Here is a 15,697-nt window from a genome sequence, read left to right as displayed (position 1 = left end):
CTATTTTCTGGGGGCATGGCATGAGCGAACCGGCGATTGAGCTAAAGGGCATCTCGAAGGCTTTCGGGCCTGTGCAGGCCAACAAGGACATCTCCATTCGCGTGATGCCCGGAACGATCCACGGGATCATCGGCGAGAACGGAGCAGGAAAATCCACGCTCATGTCGATCCTTTACGGCTTCTACAAAGCCGATAAGGGCGAGATTTTCATCGCTGGCAAAAAGGTCGCTATCCCTGACAGCCAAGCCGCGATTGCCGCGGGCATCGGGATGGTATTCCAGCATTTCAAGCTGGTCGAGAATTTCACTGTGCTCGAAAACGTCATTCTGGGCGCCGAGGATGGCGCTCTTTTGGCGCCGTCTTTGCGCAAGGCCCGCAAAGAGCTGACCGAGCTGGCCGCCGAGTATGAATTGAACGTCGACCCAGATGCGTTGATCGAGGAGATCGGCGTGGGCATGCAGCAGCGGGTCGAAATCCTCAAGGCGCTGTATCGGCAAGCCGATATTCTAATTCTGGACGAACCGACGGGGGTGTTGACCCCCGCCGAAGCTGACCAGTTGTTCCGCATTCTTCACCGCCTGAAGGATGAAGGAAAAACCATCATCCTGATCACCCACAAACTCCGCGAGATCATGGACGCTACCGACACGGTATCCGTCATGCGGCGCGGAGAGATGACTGCAACGGTGAAAACCTCCGAGACCTCCCCACAGGAGCTGGCGGAACTGATGGTCGGTCGTAAGGTTTTGTTAAGGGTTGATAAAACCCCTGCCCAACCCGGCAAGAAGGTACTGGAAGTCGAGAACCTTCGCGTCATCGACAGCAAGGGCGTGGAGCGGATCAAAGGAATTTCCTTCGAGGTGCGTGCAGGTGAAATCCTTGGTATCGCTGGCGTGGCCGGAAACGGCCAGTCAGAGCTTTTGGAAGTTCTGGGCGGCATGGAAAACGGCACGGGCACCATCCGCGTGAATGGGCAGGAGTTGGACCTGACTGGTAAGTTCTCCGACGCGCGGTCCCGCCGCAAGCGTGGCATCGCCCATGTGCCGGAAGACCGGCAGCGCGAGGGTCTGATCATGGATTTCAAGGCGTGGGAAAACACCGCCTTCGGGTATGACGATGACGACGCTTACCAATCAGGCATCTTGATGGACAACACCGCAATCCGGCAGGATGCCGAGGGCAAGATCGAACGCTTTGACGTGCGCCCTGCCAATTGCGATCTGGAGGCCAAAAGCTTCTCGGGCGGCAACCAGCAGAAGCTCGTTTTGGCCCGCGAGATCGAACGCGACCCCGATTTGCTGCTGATCGGCCAACCCACGCGTGGCGTCGACATCGGCGCTATTGAGTTTATTCACCAGCAAATCGTCGCCTTGCGCGACAAGGGCAAAGCGATCCTGTTGGTCTCGGTCGAGCTTGAGGAAATCCTATCCTTATCGGACCGCATTGCAGTGATCTTTGACGGCAAGCTGATGGGCGAACGCCTGCCCGCAAACACGGACGAAAAAGAGCTGGGCCTGATGATGGCCGGTATGACTGGGGAGGACGCCTGAGATGGAGCAATTGCCAAAATGGGCTGACTTGATCGTCGTTCCCCTCGTGGGACTGATTATGGCGTTTGTGCTGTCCATGCTGATGGTTCTGGTGACGGGTCATGACCCGATGCAGGCGTTGAAGCTGATGGTTTCGGGCGCGCTCGGGTCCACCTATGGGTGGGGCTACACGTTGTATTATGCCACCAACTTCATTTTCACCGGGCTCGCTGTTGCGGTGGCATTCCACGCGTCGCTGTTCAATATCGGCGGCGAGGGTCAAGCCGCCCTTGGCGGGCTTGGCGTCGCTATAGTCTGCTTGTTCATCCCGTGGCCGCATTGGAGCATCGCACTGGTCGCGGCCTCCCTTGCCGCTGGGCTGTTCGGGGCGCTTTGGGCGTTGATACCGGCCTATCTGCAAGCCAAACGCGGCAGCCATATCGTGATCACCACGATCATGTTCAACTTCATCGCAGCCTCATTGTTGAACTACGTGTTGGTCAACCAGTTGCGCCCGAAAGGGTCGATGGATCCGGCCACCGCCAAGTTTCCTGAACCTTCGCATCTTCCGTCTTTAGGAGACATGTTGAACGCCGTCGGGATTCCTTTCGCAAAGGGCACCCCTGCCAATGTCACGCTGATCGTGGCCCTGCTGGCATGCGTGTTCGTCTATTACCTGATCTGGCGCACGCGGCTTGGCTATCAGTTGCGTGCCTTCGGCAAGTCGCAACCAGCGGCTGTTTATGCAGGGATCAACCCTGTGAAAATCACCATCATTACGATGATGATCTCGGGCGCTCTGGCCGGTCTTATGGCGATCAACAACGTGATGGGAGAGGCCGAACGGCTGATCTTAGGCTCGGTCGAAGGGGCGGGGTTCATCGGGATCGCGGTGGCGCTGATGGGGCGGTCCCACCCGATTGGAATTCTATTCGCGGCATTGCTGTTTGGTGCGCTTTATCAGGGTGGCGCGGAGCTTGGCCTGTGGACGTCGATCCCACGTGAACTGGTGATCGTTATTCAGGCGCTGGTCATCCTGTTTACTGGCGCGCTGGACAATATGGTGCGCTCGCTTGTGGCCAAGGTGCTGGTGCGGCCCAAGAAAGTGGAGGTGTAAGATATGGATTATCTGACCGTCCTCCAAATTCTCGACAGTGCGTTGCGCCTTGCGACGCCGTTGTTGTTTGCCTGCCTCGCGGGACTGTTTTCCGAACGCGCGGGCATTTTTGACATTGGCCTTGAAGGTAAAATGCTCATTGCTGCGTTCTTCTCGGCGGCGACAGCGTTTTCCACCGGTTCTGTCTGGCTTGGGCTTTTGGCGGGTGTTGCCGCGTCTTTGGCGCTGTCTGCCATCCACGGGCTGGCGTCGATAACTTTCCGTGGCAACCAGCTGATCTCCGGCGTCGCGATCAACTTCCTTGCCTCCGGCCTGACGGTTCTGATCGGGTTGAGCTGGTTCAAACTTGGCGGGCAGACCCCCGCCCTGCAAGGTGACGCCCGTTTCCAAGGGATTGACCTGCCGCTCGCCGAAACGCTGTCCGGTGTGCCCGTGCTTGGCCCGCTCTATGCGGAGGTCCTTTCCGGCCACACCTTCCTTGTCTATGTCGCCCTGCTTTGCGTGCCAGCAACGTGGTACATTCTGTACCGCACCCGATTTGGTCTGCGTCTTCGTGCCGTCGGTGAAAACCCTGCGGCGGTGGATACGGCCGGGATTTCTGTCGTTGGCTTGCGTTATGCCGCAGTGGCGATTTGTGGTGTGCTTTGTGGGTTGGCTGGAGCGTATCTGGCAACCGGTCTTGGGGCCAGCTTCGTCAAAGAGATGACCGCCGGGCGCGGATACATCGCGCTGGCGGCGCTGATCTTTGCCAAATGGCGGCCTTGGTATGCACTTTATGCGACGTTCCTGTTTGGCTTGCTGGAGGCAATTTCCAACCGTTACCCAAGTCTGGACCTTGGGGTTGTTACCTTGCCCTCGCAATTCATGCAGGCTTTGCCCTATATTCTGACTGTGGTGATCTTGGCGGGCTTCGTTGGCAAAGCGACTCCTCCGCGTGCAGGGGGGGAGCCTTACGTTAAAGAGCGTTGATGTTGGACGTCCAACCCCTGAATTCGACGTCACGGAGAGCGAATAGTTTGTTTTTGTAACTGGATCTATCTTTTTGATTTGCTCAGTCCAGTTGGCGGGGTCTAAGGAACGTTTATGCAGATCTACCTTCCCATAGCCGAGGTTTCGGTCAACGCCTTCCTCTTGCTGGGACTGGGTGGGATTGTGGGCATTTTGTCAGGCATGTTCGGCGTTGGCGGCGGGTTCCTGATGACGCCGCTGTTGTTCTTTATCGGTATCCCACCCGCTGTGGCCGTCGCGACCGAGGCCAACCAAATTGTGGCGTCTTCCTTTTCCGGCGTGCTGGCACATTTTCGAAGGCGCACGGTCGATCTGAAGATGGGGCTTGTACTGCTGGTCGGCGGGCTTATCGGCGCGGCGATCGGTGTTCAGGTCTTCGCCATGCTGCGCGAAATCGGCCAAGTCGACCTGCTTGTGAAGCTTTGCTATGTGCTGTTTCTGGGCATCATCGGAAGCTTGATGTTCTTCGAGAGCCTGCGCGCCATCCGCAGATCCAAAAACCCGACCGCTGTGCCTGAGCGCAAGAAGCATGGCTTGGTCCACGCGCTTCCGTTTAAGATGAAGTTTCGCACCTCGGGGCTGTATATCTCTGTCATCCCCCCGATCATCGTCGGGCTGCTGGTTGGCATTTTGGCGGCGATCATGGGTGTGGGCGGCGGCTTCGTCATGGTTCCTGCGATGATTTACATCTTGGGAATGCCCACCAAGGTTGTCGTGGGCACCTCGCTTTTTCAGATTATTTTCGTCACAGCCTTCACGACGCTTCTGCATGCGACCACGAACTACACGGTCGACATGGCGCTCGCGGTGCTACTGCTTATCGGCGGTGTCGTCGGAGCGCAAATTGGCACGCGTATCGGGGTGAAGCTGAAGGCCGAGCAACTGCGCATCTTGCTATCTTTGATAGTTATCGCGGTCTGTGCCAAGCTGGCGCTGGACCTGCTGATCGAGCCGTCGGAGCTGTTCACCTTGGGAAGCGGTGGGCACTCATGATCCGTGCCCTTGCCTTCCTGTTTTGCCTTGTCGCGATGCCGCTTGCCGCCGAGGAAGTTGTTGCGGGCCTGTCGCGCGACGAGGTTGCGATCACCGCGAATTTCGACGGCTCCGACATCCTGATCTACGGCGCTGTCAAACGCACGTCCCCGATTGCGGACGGGCCGTTGGATGTGATCATAACGGTCGCGGGCCCGGAGCAGTCCGTGAGTGTGCGAAAGAAGGCCCGGCGGCTTGGCATCTGGGTCAACACCAGCGCTGTCGAAGTTGATAAGGCCCCAAGCTTTTATGCCGTCGCCTCCAGCGGCGTGTTGACCGAGGTGATGACCCGCACCGAGGACTTGCGCCACAAAATCTCTATCCCGCGCGCAATCCGGTCTGTTGGCGCCCCCTCTACGGTCGCCAATTCGATGGATTTCACCAACGCTCTGATCCGCATTCGGACCGCCAACAATCTGTATCAGCGGCTCGACAGCACGGTGAAGCTCTATGATCAAACGCTGTTTTCGACGACCATCGACCTGCCAGCCAATCTGGTAGAAGGCCCGTATAACACTCGCATTTTCTTGGTGCGCGACGGTGTAATCGTGGATGACTACCAAACCGTGATTAACGTCAACAAAGTCGGGCTGGAGCGCTGGATTTACGATCTGGCGCACCAAAAGCCGCTAATCTACGGCCTGTTGTCCTTGTTTATTGCGATTGCCGCTGGTTGGGTTGCGTCCGCCGTGTTCCGCTACATCCGCTTCTAAACAAGGCTAATCCTGTGTCTCTGGGGCTGTGAGCTCCAGACGAGACGGGCCTTTGGGCAGATCGTCGGTGCGCAAGGCACCGGTCGGGCGGGCGAGCATGCTTCGGGTCACCCACATCAGTCTGTTTTCCGCCCGTGTGATTGCCACATATGCCAGCCGTTTCCACAAGGGTTGGCCCGCCTCCTCGCGCCCTGCGCGTGCGGCGGCATAGAGATCGGGTGCGAAGACCTGAACCGTGTCCCATTGGGAACCTTGCGCCTTGTGGATCGTCACCGCTGCCCCATGTAGGAAGGCCGCCCCCATTCGGGCCGCGAAGGGTATAAATGGTTCTTCCTCGCCCGGAGCCTCGATCTTGATAATGGACGCAGCGGAGACTTGCGGGTCTTCTGCGCCGATGACATGCAAGCGCGAGAAGCCCGGCTTGTTGCCCGGCCCCATATAGACCACCTGCGCGCCCTTGATCAGGCCGCGCGCCTCTAGATCAATCCGCTTCTTTCGGTGTTTCAGCGGCAGCTCGATCCCGTCGCAGATCAGCGGCTCGCCCGGAAGAAGTGTATCCACCGTTGCGCCGTAAGCGCCGCGAAAGGCTTGGATCAACCGGATGCGCGTGGCGTTGCGCCAGACCAAGACAGGGGAGCGGGCCATCAAATCGGCCTCGACCCGCTCGGCATAGACGACGCGGTCGTCCTTCGCAGCGGCTTCGCGCACGAGGGTTTCGAATTGGCTGAAGTTCACGTCGGGGTCTGCCAGCGCGTGGGCAAGGTCAAGGATCGGGTTGTCCTGAGTTTGCCGGTGCACGCGAGACAGCTCCAGCTTGCGCCCTTCCTTCAGCGTGTCGAACACCATCGCACCGGACTGCCCGACTGGGGCCAGCTGCGCCGGATCACCAAAAAGCACGAGGGTCGGAAAAATCTCGCGCAGGTCGTCGTATTGCTTTTCATCCAGCATCGAGGATTCATCGATGAAGCCGATATCAAGCGGGTCTTCGCGCCTCTTCCAGCCTTGGATGAAGTCAGAGCCTTTAAGCCCCGCAGCAGCCAAAGCGCCGGGAATGGACTTGTTGATCTCGTAAAACAAGCGGGCCCGTTCAAGTGCGATCTCGGTCAGGCCCTCAATCTCGGGCTTGTCTCCCTGCCCCGCAAGCCAGTCTGCGATCCGTTCGTATTCAGGATCATACATCGGCGTATAAAGTATCCGATGAATGGTGGTCGCAGGGACGCCGCGGTTGCGCAGAACGCTCGCGGCTTTGTTCGTTGGCGCCAGCACGGCAATGGTGCGACGGTCTTTGCGCGGCTTGCCGTCATAGTCGCCGGAAATCAGGTCAACGCCCGCTTCCTGCACAGCCTCGACCATCTTCGCGAGCAGCAAGGTCTTACCAGAACCGGCCTTGCCCACGATGGCCATCACTTGGCTTTTGGCCTCGTTCAGCGGCGTCGTATGACCTTCCACTAGGTCGACGCCCGCCTTCGCCATCATCTCGGTGATCGCGTCAAAGGCCTCTGCCTGATCTTCGGAAAATGTGACGGTGGTAGGGGCTCTCGACATGCGGCGGACCCTACCTTGCGGCCCAGGACTTTGCCAGAGAGATCAGGCAGCAATCCCCGTTGCCGGATGCCCGAACGCGCGGTGAAACCAATGCGCAGACAGTTCGCGGGAGACACCTGCCTTTGCGGCCATTCGGGGCAGGTTTTCCGGGCTGAACTTCCACAGCCCGGCACTGATCATTTTGCGCCCCTGCCCCTCCGTGCCAAGGATCTCTGGTAGCCATCCGAGCTTACGGTAGATGTGAATCATCCGTGTGTCGAATACGCCGACGGCATGGGTCAGGCCGAAGCCGACCCCGATCTGCGCGCCCGCCAACATCAAAAGCGCTGCAATCCGTCCGCTATTTGGAGCGGTGGGAGACACACAAAAGCGCGTTGTTTCCCAAATGCGAGGTGATGTGACACGTATGCCTGTCACATGGGAAAAGAAGTCGTTCACCATAGTTGCGCCGGTTGTCGGAAGAAACCGCATGGAACCACCATGGCTTCCGTCCGGGTTTTCCCAAATGGCGTAAAGCGGGTTCAGCGCGTCATATTGATCCGTTTCGAAACCGTTTGCGTCAACGGACACCTCCCATTTCAGCCTGTCATGGAACTGGGCGGCCCTGTCCTTAAGCATGGTGTGGTGTAACTTTCGACAGGCAGAAAGCTGGTCGGCATAGGCATATCTGATCATGTTGAACTCCATCCGCTTTGGGATGGTGGTTCTTACAATCCGGTTAATTCCACGTCAGAGCGCCGCTCGCCTTTCACTCAAAAGACGCAACAAACTACACCACGATCAGCCCGTGAGTCAGCGCCAAAGCAACCGCATGGGTGGTGTTGGACGCGCCCAGTTTGAAACGCGCGCCCTCGATATAGACCCTCAATGTGCTTTCAGAAATCTTCAGCACATCTGCTATATTGGCGCGGTTGGCACCTGTCGCAAGCAGCGTGAGGGTGTCTTTCTCGCGCGGCGACAGTGCACGAATGGGCCCCCTGTCCGGGCGCCCTTCAATCTGAAGCGCCTTTTCGTTCAGGTAATGGGAAATCAGGATCAAGTCTTCAATCCGCTCGTTTGTGAAAGCGGACCAAGTATCGTCACTGCACTTATGATTGATCGTGAATAGGGCAAACTGGCCACTAGGTCCGCGGATGGGAACGCTAAAGCCCTGATTGCCAAGCCCTGCCTCTGTTGCTTCCCCTAGAAGCGCGCGCGCCGATTTGGAAGACCAATCGAGCGCTTTCCAATCGATTGGATGAAACTGCTGGTAGCACCCCTGAATGACGGGGTCGATGCGGGCGTAGTCATTCTCGATATACCGATCAACCCAATCCTGGCTGTAGGTTAGCGCCGCATATTGCCCGCCTACACAGTTTACTGAATGGTAGACCAAGTGTTCCAAGTCGTAGACATCGCGTAGGCCTTCGACAAATCTCTGGACCTCCTCAAGCGTTTTCGCCTGTGAAAGCACCTCCTGCATGTCCACCAGCTTGTTCACGCTCACCTACCACACGGCGTCTCACTGGAGCGGGCGACGCGAGCTCGGTTGATGCAACCATGATCGTGTCATCAAGATGCTCGGCCAAATAATTGAAGTTATTCTTGGCGGAGAATTTCTTGAGATCCATTAAAACGTCGATAATCCAGTCATTCTTCATTAGCACTATCCTCTTGAAGGGGTTAACCAACCATTAACAAAAGGCTAGCAGCGGATATTTGCCTAAAATATTCGCCAATTATTCCTCCTCAAAAAGAGCGAGGGCAGCTGATGTAACTGTCTGTTTTTCCATTCTACTGACGTCCTGAAAACAGAAAAGCCCGCGAACCATTGCGATTCGCGAGCTTTCCGGATGGTCTTAGAACGCGTTAGGCTTGACGGGTTGCCTCAAGCGTATCTTCGAATGTGGTCAGGCCCGTGCGCGGTGCTGTGACCAGCACTGCCATGTTGCCAGGCTTGTGCTCGTTGCGCAGCATCTTGGTGTGGGCCTGAGGCAGCTCGTCCCATGGGAACACTTCGGACATGCAAGGGTCGAGGCGGCGTTCGCACATCAGCTTGTTCGCAGCCGACGCTTGCTTGAGGTGGGCGAAGTGGGAGCCTTGGACGCGCTTCTGGTGCATCCACAGGTAGCGGGCGTCCATCGTCAGGTTGAACCCGGAGGTGCCTGCACAGATGACGACCATGCCGCCTTTTTTGCACACGAACACCGACACTGGCATTGTGGCCTCGCCCGGGTGCTCGAACACCATGTCGACATTGTTGCCTTTGCCGGTGATGTCCCAGATGGCCTTGCCGAATTTGCGCACTTCACCGAACCATTTTTTGTATTCCTCGGAATTCACTGTCGGCATCTGACCCCAGCAGTTGAAGTCCTTGCGGTTGATGACGCCTTTTGCGCCAAGGCCCATAACGAAATCGCGCTTGTCTTCATCGGAGATGACGCCGATGGCGTTCGCGCCAGCGGTGTTTGCCAACTGGATCGCGTAGGAACCAAGACCGCCCGATGCGCCCCAGATCAACACGTTCTGGCCTGGCTTCAATTCATGCGGGTGGTGGCCGAACAGCATCCGGTACGCAGTTGCGAGGGTGAGCGTATAGCAAGCGGACTCTTCCCAGCTCAAGTGCTGCGGGCGCGGCATAAGCTGCTGCGACTGCACCGTGGTGAAGGACGCGAAAGAGCCGTCGGGCGTTTCGTAGCCCCAAATGCGCTGAGATGTGGAGAACATCGGATCGCCGCCGTTGCATTCTTCGTCATCACCATCGTCTTGGTTGCAGTGGATGACCACCTCGTCGCCGACCTTCCAGCGGGTGACTTTGTCGCCCACAGCCCAGACGATGCCGGACGCGTCAGAGCCAGCGATGTGATAGGGCTCGCCATGCACGTCGAACGGGCTGATTGGAACACCAAGGCCTGCCCACACGCCATTATAGTTTACACCAGCGGCCATCACGAGCACGAGAACCTCGTTGCTGTCCGGCTTTTTGACGTCGACGACTTCGCGCAGGAAGCTCTGCTCTGGCTCGCCGTGACGTTCGCGACGGATCGCCCACGCATACATCTGTGTCGGCACGTGGCCCAATGGTGGAATTTCTCCGACCTCATAGAGGTCTTTCTTCTCGGCGGTGTAGTCCATCAGTTTGTCCTGCGTATCTAGAGCCATTACCGGCGCTCCCCATCTTAGTCAGTGCCGCGACGCAGAATCAAATGCTGCACCGCCAATAAAGAAGGGATACAAACGCAAAAGCAACAATACAACCCGAAAGTTGGTTTTTTTGTAATTTTATGTCGCGACGAAATGAGCCAAAGACGCGGCGTAGTAAGAAATGACTTCTGGTGCCTTGTCGGTGACCTGCACCTCGCCAGAGACCAAACGCACAAGTCCACGCACTTCCAACATGCGCAAGGCTTCTTTCACCGCACGTATCAACGGATCCCCGTCGCGGGCCGACGGAAGACACACCTCTCGGTGCGCGGCTCGGAATGCGGCGATGTCTTCAGCAAAACGCGCCTCAAGCTCGGACAGGGCCAGCTTACCGCCCGCAACCTCCAGATGGCGGCACACCAAGGGCACGGGCAGAACTGGCACAACCATTCCCACGCGCTCCATAAGCTCTGCGCCCAAACGCTCCGTTGCGGAATCAGCCGATTGGGCCAGAAAATCTTTCAATGACACGGGACGCCCGAATGCCACCGCCGCAAATCCCAACCTATGAAACTTGCCGGTAAGGCGTTGCCAAAGATGGCGCCCCACATAGCGCGTTACATGGCTGATGCGGAATTTGAAGCGCTTGGATTTGTCGCCAGCTGCGGCAACAAGAACGCGGTCCTCCAAAACACGGTCGTAGTTCAGCCCGACCGGCACGAACACGACATCCCGTGCGCCTTTCGGATCGAAGCCGTCGATAATATAGCTGATCAAACCAAGTTTCGGTGCACCAAGCCCGCCAGTGCGCGACAAGCCACCTTCGGGGAAAACCGCCTGAGCCACGCCTTCTTTGGTTGAAAGCTGCACATAGCGGGCAAGCACCTTGCGGTAGAGCGGATTCAGAGATCTACGCCGAATGAAGTAGCCGCCCATCATTTTGATGAGCGGGCGCAAGGGCCAGACGCGCGCCCATTCTCCAACGGCGTAGGACAACGCGCTTTCACGGGCGGCCAGATAGGTCACAAGGACGTAATCCATGTTGGACCGATGGTTCATGATGAAAACCACAGTTGCATCGGGATCGATTGCGGCCATCGCGTCACTGCGTGGGTTCACCACCCGCACGCGATAAAGCGAGCGCGATACCCATTTGGCAAGCCGCGTCCCTAGCCCAAAATAGACCGACGCACTGAACGACGGCACAATCTCACGGGCATATCGCTGCGCGGTCTCAAAGGCCACGTTGTCGGGAATGGCCATTTCATCAGCATAGTCGTTCACCGCGCGGATGACGTCTGGGTCATACAACACGTTCTGGATCATGTCGTGACGCCGCGCCAGTTTGAACGGCTGGATCGGGCGCGCCAGTTTGGAATTTAGTCGCGCTACGACCCGTTCTGCCCGTCGCCGGAAAAACCACCGCACGGACGGAAATAGAAAATGCGAAGCTGCTGTCACTGCGGCCAGCAACCCGATTAGTACCAGCGCCCATACGGGCAGTTCGACGGTGTTGAACATTACGACACCTTCAATTTACTGCACGGATCATACTCTCTGACACCACTCGCAAAGGATCTTGATCGACAGAAATAATGCCACGGCGAGGCCTGTCGAGATCAATGATAACAAAGACCAGCGCCACAATCAGGAACATCATCGCGTAAATCGGAAAACCCGCCTTCACCGATGTCAGCCCCGAGCTGTAACCAAGGATGCACCCCAACAAGACAAAGGTTGCAAACATCAGAAATAACACGGGTTCCGGCACATGGCGTTTGATCGCGGCGTCGCGGGCGCCCAAAGAATCTATCATATCGTTCAAAGACGTTGCAAAGCTGACAGCTGCCGGACCACCGACGTCTTGCACCTCGGCGCCTGCGATGTCCCATATCTTCGCGAAAATCTCCTCAGCGGCCAGTACCAAGCCGTCACGGCGCTCTAGCTCGCTGGCAGGAACGCGGCCAGCCTCGAACCGCGTCAGGCCGTAGCGACTCAACAGTGACTTGGCCTCGCCCCGCCGCTGCTCGCTTAACAGGTCAGTTCGAAGCCACACCGTACCAATTGCGTTCGCTTCATCGACCACGGCCCGCGAACGATCATCGAAACGGCTCAAAGCCAGCGAAAAAGTGAAGCCGAGCAAAAGCGCCAACATGCCCAAAAGCGAACCCTGTACGGCGCTGATTTGCGACTTGCTTTCGTCGGTATGATGTCCGGCACCGCGCTTCCCTACGACCCGCCCCAGTCTCATGGCGGCGCCCATTGCGACTAAAAGCAGCACCGCGATTACAATTGAATTAATGTCGTACATAATTTCCGTCTGCCCCATACACTGCGGCTCCTTCTTCTAGACAGGGCCAGTTCCCGAACTTATGCCACAGATCGCGACGGAGGTAGATGAAAAGCGTGGCGAAGCTGCAGGGGTGCGCGAAATTTCTGCATTGCAGCGAATTGACAGTGGTATAAAATTCCACGTATCAATCGCTACGCGCAAGAAAATTACCAACCACGATTCAAACGAGGCCGCCATGTCAGACCTGCCCAACACGCCGCAAAAAGATCGCCCTTGGCTGTTCCGCACCTACGCGGGTCACTCGACCGCCAAAGCGTCGAACGCCCTGTACCGCGGAAACTTGGCAAAGGGTCAGACGGGCCTTTCCGTGGCTTTCGATCTACCGACTCAAACCGGTTATGACAGCGATCATATCTTGTCCAAGGGTGAGGTTGGCAAGGTCGGTGTGCCAGTGGCGCATCTCGGGGATATGCGGACATTGTTCAACGACATCCCGCTGGACCAGATGAATACCTCCATGACAATCAATGCGACGGCCCCTTGGCTTTTGGCTCTCTATATCGCGGTGGCGGAGGAGCAAGGTGCGGATGTGTCCGCGCTGCAAGGCACAGTGCAAAACGACATCATCAAGGAATACCTGTCGCGCGGCACCTATATTTGCCCGCCCAAACCATCCTTGCGCATGATCACCGACATCGCCGCCTATACGCGCGAGCATCTGCCCAAATGGAACCCGATGAACGTCTGTTCATATCATCTGCAGGAAGCTGGTGCGACGCCAGAGCAGGAACTGGCCTTCGCGCTTGCCACCGCCACAGCGGTGCTGGACGACCTCAAGGGCAAGGTGCCGGCCAAGGACTTCCCGCAGATGGTCGGCCGCATCTCGTTCTTCGTAAATGCAGGCATCCGCTTCGTGACCGAGATGTGCAAAATGCGCGCCTTCGTGGACCTGTGGGACGAAATCTGTCTCGAACGCTACGGCGTCGAAGACCCCAAATTCCGGCGCTTCCGCTACGGCGTTCAGGTGAACTCCCTTGGCCTGACGGAGCAGCAGCCCGAAAACAACGTCTACCGCATCCTGATCGAAATGCTGGCCGTGACCCTGTCCAAGAACGCCCGTGCGCGTGCCGTGCAATTGCCCGCGTGGAACGAGGCCCTTGGCCTGCCCCGCCCTTGGGACCAACAATGGTCGCTTCGGATGCAGCAAATCATGGCGTTTGAGACCGACTTGTTGGAATATGATGACCTGTTCGACGGCAACCCTGCCGTGGACCGCAAGGTTGAAGCCTTGAAAGAAGGCGCCCGTGCCGAACTGGCGACCATCGACAGCATGGGCGGCGCCAATGAGGCCATCGAATACATGAAGTCGCGGCTGGTAGAGGCCAATGCTGAACGCCTGGGCGGCATTGAGACCGGTGAGACGACCGTGGTTGGCGTGAACAAATTCCAGCAGCACGAAGAAAGCCCACTGACCGCAGGCGACGAGGCGATAATGGTGGCCGACAAAGACGCCGAAGCCGACCAGATTGCACGGCTTGAGGCATGGCGTGCATCTCGCGATTCAGGCGCGGTTGAGGCCGCACTGGCGAGGGTCCGTGCCGCTGCGCAGGACGGAACCAATATAATGGAAGCGACGATTGAAGCCGCCAAGGCAGGCGCCACGACCGGCGAGTGGGGCGATGTGATCCGGCAAGCCTTTGGCCAATATCGCGGCCCAACCGGCGTGTCGCGCAACCCGTCCAACCGCACCGAAGGGTTAGACGAAATTCGCGAACGTGTGGACGCTGTTTCCACCAAACTGGGGCGCCGCTTGAAGTTCCTCGTTGGCAAGCCGGGCCTAGACGGTCACTCCAACGGGGCCGAGCAAATCGCTGCCCGCGCCCGCGACTGCGGCATGGATATCAGCTACGAGGGTATCCGCCTGACTCCCGACGAAATCGTCGAAGCCGCTGTAAAAGACGAGGCGCATGTCGTGGGCCTTTCAATCCTGTCCGGCTCGCACATTCCGTTGATCGAGGACTTGATGGGCAAAATGCATATTGCCGGCCTCGGACACATCCCAGTCGTTGTCGGCGGGATCATCCCCGAGGATGACGCGCAGCGTCTGCGTGCGATGGGTGTAGCCAAGGTCTACACCCCCAAGGATTTCGAGCTGAACCGTATCATGATGGATTTGGTGGCGCTGGTGGAGCCTTCAGGCATCGCAGCGGAGTAATCCACTACTTGATCATGGCGGCGGGCTGGGCCAAAGTCCGCGCTCAAGGAATTGCGACCAAAGGTATTTCCAATGAGCAATGCTGCTGCGAAACCGCGCCGTCCGGCGCGGGAATGGGTCCCTATTCTTAAAGAGTATCGTGAACCGTCGTTCACACGTTCGATGTTTGAACTGCTGACGACTTTTGTTCCTTATGTTTTCCTATGGGCCACCGCTTGGTGGTCCCTTGCCGCCGAGCTGTATTGGGTCACCGTCCCATCGGTGATCCTGATTGGTATGCTGATGATGCGGATGTTCGCAATCCAGCATGACTGTGGCCACGGGGCGATCTTCAAATCATGGGCGGCGAACCGTTGGCTGGGCCGTTGTCTTGGCGTAATCTGCATCGCGCCGGCGGCGGTTTGGGCGAAGAAGCACGATGTCCACCACGCGACCCATGGTAATTTGGACCGGCGCGAGATGGGCGACTTGCTGACGCTCACCGTTGCCGAATACAACGCCAAGAGCCCTTTCGTGAAGGCCGCTTATCGTCTGTATCGAAACCCTTATTTCCTGCTGGCGTTCGGGCCGTTTTATTCGTTTTTCCTCGAATACAGGCTGCCTGTGCGTCTGATGGATCGGACCGAATACTGGATTAGTGCGATGGGCACCAACTTTTCCATCGCTATCGTGCTTGGCGCTATCTACTCTTTCGGAGGCTGGGATCCGATACTGTACATCTTCGTGCCCTCGACCTTAATCGGAGCGTTCTGCGGGGTCTGGGTGTTCTACATCCAACACCAGTTCGAAGGCGTGGAATGGGACCATCAAGGCAACTGGTCGGTGCATGATTCAGCGCTGTATGGCTCCAGCTATTACGTCCTGCCCGGGTGGCTGAACTGGTTCAGCTGCAACGTGGGCATCCACCATGTTCATCACCTCTATTCGCGTATCGCGTTTTACCGTTTGCCTGAAGTTCTGCGCGACCACCCAGAATTGGCGGCCACCAACCGAGTGACCTTCCGCGATAGCCTTCAATGCATGAAGCTGAAGCTCTGGGACGAGGACACCCGCCGCATGGTTAATTTCGCGACAGCGGATCAAATCGCCAATCAAGGGACGCTCGCCCCTGCCGAGTAGTCC

14 protein-coding genes are annotated in these 15,697 nt (G+C 57.6%); 7 read left to right on the top strand and 7 right to left on the bottom strand.

Annotated features, from left to right (window positions below; all coding sequences use genetic code 11):
• Positions 1–20: 20 nt before the first annotated feature.
• The 5 genes from BM352_RS06895 (at position 21) to BM352_RS06875 (ending at position 5,399) form a co-directional block, all read left to right on the top strand.
• A complete protein-coding gene (locus BM352_RS06895) occupies positions 21–1,550 on the top strand; it encodes an ABC transporter ATP-binding protein (RefSeq protein WP_090214221.1) in 1,530 nt (509 codons plus the stop codon).
• A 1-nt stretch (position 1,551) separates the two neighbouring features.
• Positions 1,552–2,646 carry an ABC transporter permease gene (locus BM352_RS06890; RefSeq protein ID WP_090214218.1) on the top strand — a complete coding sequence of 365 codons (1,095 nt, stop codon included), beginning with the start codon at positions 1,552–1,554 and terminating at the stop codon, positions 2,644–2,646.
• Positions 2,647–2,649: 3 nt separating this feature from the next.
• On the top strand, positions 2,650–3,615 hold the full coding sequence (locus tag BM352_RS06885; RefSeq protein ID WP_090214215.1) for an ABC transporter permease: 966 nt from the start codon (positions 2,650–2,652) through the stop codon (positions 3,613–3,615).
• Between the two features lie 114 nt (positions 3,616–3,729).
• Positions 3,730–4,647, top strand: coding sequence for a sulfite exporter TauE/SafE family protein (locus BM352_RS06880; RefSeq protein WP_090214212.1), 918 nt, complete (start codon positions 3,730–3,732; stop codon positions 4,645–4,647).
• Positions 4,644–5,399, top strand: coding sequence for a TIGR02186 family protein (locus BM352_RS06875; protein ID WP_090214210.1), 756 nt, complete (start codon positions 4,644–4,646; stop codon positions 5,397–5,399). Before BM352_RS06880 ends, BM352_RS06875 begins: the two co-directional genes overlap by 4 nt.
• A 6-nt stretch (positions 5,400–5,405) precedes the next feature.
• On the opposite strand, the gene BM352_RS06870 is transcribed toward BM352_RS06875, so the two are convergent.
• The 7 genes from BM352_RS06870 to BM352_RS06840 all read right to left on the bottom strand — a co-directional run bounded on the left by BM352_RS06870 (position 5,406) and on the right by BM352_RS06840 (position 12,396).
• Positions 5,406–6,944, bottom strand: coding sequence for an ATP-dependent DNA helicase (locus BM352_RS06870; protein WP_090214208.1), 1,539 nt, complete (start codon positions 6,942–6,944; stop codon positions 5,406–5,408).
• Between the two features lie 42 nt (positions 6,945–6,986).
• A complete protein-coding gene (locus BM352_RS06865; RefSeq protein WP_090214205.1) occupies positions 6,987–7,619 on the bottom strand; it encodes an acyl-homoserine-lactone synthase in 633 nt (210 codons plus the stop codon).
• A gap of 94 nt (positions 7,620–7,713) precedes the next feature.
• Positions 7,714–8,424 carry a helix-turn-helix transcriptional regulator gene (locus BM352_RS06860; protein WP_342713595.1) on the bottom strand — a complete coding sequence of 237 codons (711 nt, stop codon included), beginning with the start codon at positions 8,422–8,424 and terminating at the stop codon, positions 7,714–7,716.
• Complete coding sequence (locus BM352_RS06855; protein WP_090214200.1) at positions 8,372–8,584, bottom strand: hypothetical protein; 213 nt, start codon at positions 8,582–8,584, stop codon at positions 8,372–8,374. Before BM352_RS06855 ends, BM352_RS06860 begins: the two co-directional genes overlap by 53 nt.
• A 208-nt stretch (positions 8,585–8,792) precedes the next feature.
• The gene (ccrA, locus tag BM352_RS06850) at positions 8,793–10,085 is read right to left on the bottom strand and encodes a crotonyl-CoA carboxylase/reductase (RefSeq protein ID WP_090214197.1); all 1,293 of its coding nucleotides are present in this window, start codon (positions 10,083–10,085) and stop codon (positions 8,793–8,795) included.
• Between the two features lie 120 nt (positions 10,086–10,205).
• Positions 10,206–11,588 carry a 1-acyl-sn-glycerol-3-phosphate acyltransferase gene (locus BM352_RS06845; protein ID WP_090214195.1) on the bottom strand — a complete coding sequence of 461 codons (1,383 nt, stop codon included), beginning with the start codon at positions 11,586–11,588 and terminating at the stop codon, positions 10,206–10,208.
• A gap of 10 nt (positions 11,589–11,598) precedes the next feature.
• Entirely contained in the window at positions 11,599–12,396 is a 798-nt protein-coding gene (locus BM352_RS06840; RefSeq protein ID WP_090214192.1) for a bestrophin-like domain, read from the bottom strand.
• A 199-nt stretch (positions 12,397–12,595) separates the two neighbouring features.
• Between BM352_RS06840 and BM352_RS06835 the strand changes: the two genes are divergently transcribed.
• Together BM352_RS06835 and BM352_RS06830 are read left to right on the top strand one after the other, a co-directional pair.
• Complete coding sequence (locus tag BM352_RS06835) at positions 12,596–14,575, top strand: protein meaA (protein ID WP_090219906.1); 1,980 nt, start codon at positions 12,596–12,598, stop codon at positions 14,573–14,575.
• A 72-nt stretch (positions 14,576–14,647) separates the two neighbouring features.
• Positions 14,648–15,694, top strand: coding sequence for a fatty acid desaturase family protein (locus BM352_RS06830; RefSeq protein WP_090214190.1), 1,047 nt, complete (start codon positions 14,648–14,650; stop codon positions 15,692–15,694).
• The last annotated feature ends 3 nt before the right edge of the window (positions 15,695–15,697 follow it).

This window comes from Litoreibacter janthinus (genome assembly GCF_900111945.1).
GTDB classification, from domain to species: domain Bacteria; phylum Pseudomonadota; class Alphaproteobacteria; order Rhodobacterales; family Rhodobacteraceae; genus Litoreibacter; species Litoreibacter janthinus.
The sequence above is the reverse complement of the archived record's forward strand: the minus strand, read 5'-3'. Positions and strand labels throughout refer to the sequence as shown.

Coding starts and splice junctions, on each gene's coding strand:
- ccrA (WP_090214197.1), bottom strand. CDS start 10,085: ATGGCTCTAGATACGCAGGACAAACTGATGGACTACACCGCCGAGAAG.
- BM352_RS06845 (WP_090214195.1), bottom strand. CDS start 11,588: ATGTTCAACACCGTCGAACTGCCCGTATGGGCGCTGGTACTAATCGGG.
- BM352_RS06885 (WP_090214215.1), top strand. CDS start 2,650: ATGGATTATCTGACCGTCCTCCAAATTCTCGACAGTGCGTTGCGCCTT.
- BM352_RS06855 (WP_090214200.1), bottom strand. CDS start 8,584: ATGAAGAATGACTGGATTATCGACGTTTTAATGGATCTCAAGAAATTC.
- BM352_RS06840 (WP_090214192.1), bottom strand. CDS start 12,396: ATGGGGCAGACGGAAATTATGTACGACATTAATTCAATTGTAATCGCG.
- BM352_RS06835 (WP_090219906.1), top strand. CDS start 12,596: ATGTCAGACCTGCCCAACACGCCGCAAAAAGATCGCCCTTGGCTGTTC.
- BM352_RS06880 (WP_090214212.1), top strand. CDS start 3,730: ATGCAGATCTACCTTCCCATAGCCGAGGTTTCGGTCAACGCCTTCCTC.
- BM352_RS06875 (WP_090214210.1), top strand. CDS start 4,644: ATGATCCGTGCCCTTGCCTTCCTGTTTTGCCTTGTCGCGATGCCGCTT.
- BM352_RS06870 (WP_090214208.1), bottom strand. CDS start 6,944: ATGTCGAGAGCCCCTACCACCGTCACATTTTCCGAAGATCAGGCAGAG.
- BM352_RS06890 (WP_090214218.1), top strand. CDS start 1,552: ATGGAGCAATTGCCAAAATGGGCTGACTTGATCGTCGTTCCCCTCGTG.
- BM352_RS06830 (WP_090214190.1), top strand. CDS start 14,648: ATGAGCAATGCTGCTGCGAAACCGCGCCGTCCGGCGCGGGAATGGGTC.
- BM352_RS06895 (WP_090214221.1), top strand. CDS start 21: ATGAGCGAACCGGCGATTGAGCTAAAGGGCATCTCGAAGGCTTTCGGG.
- BM352_RS06865 (WP_090214205.1), bottom strand. CDS start 7,619: ATGATCAGATATGCCTATGCCGACCAGCTTTCTGCCTGTCGAAAGTTA.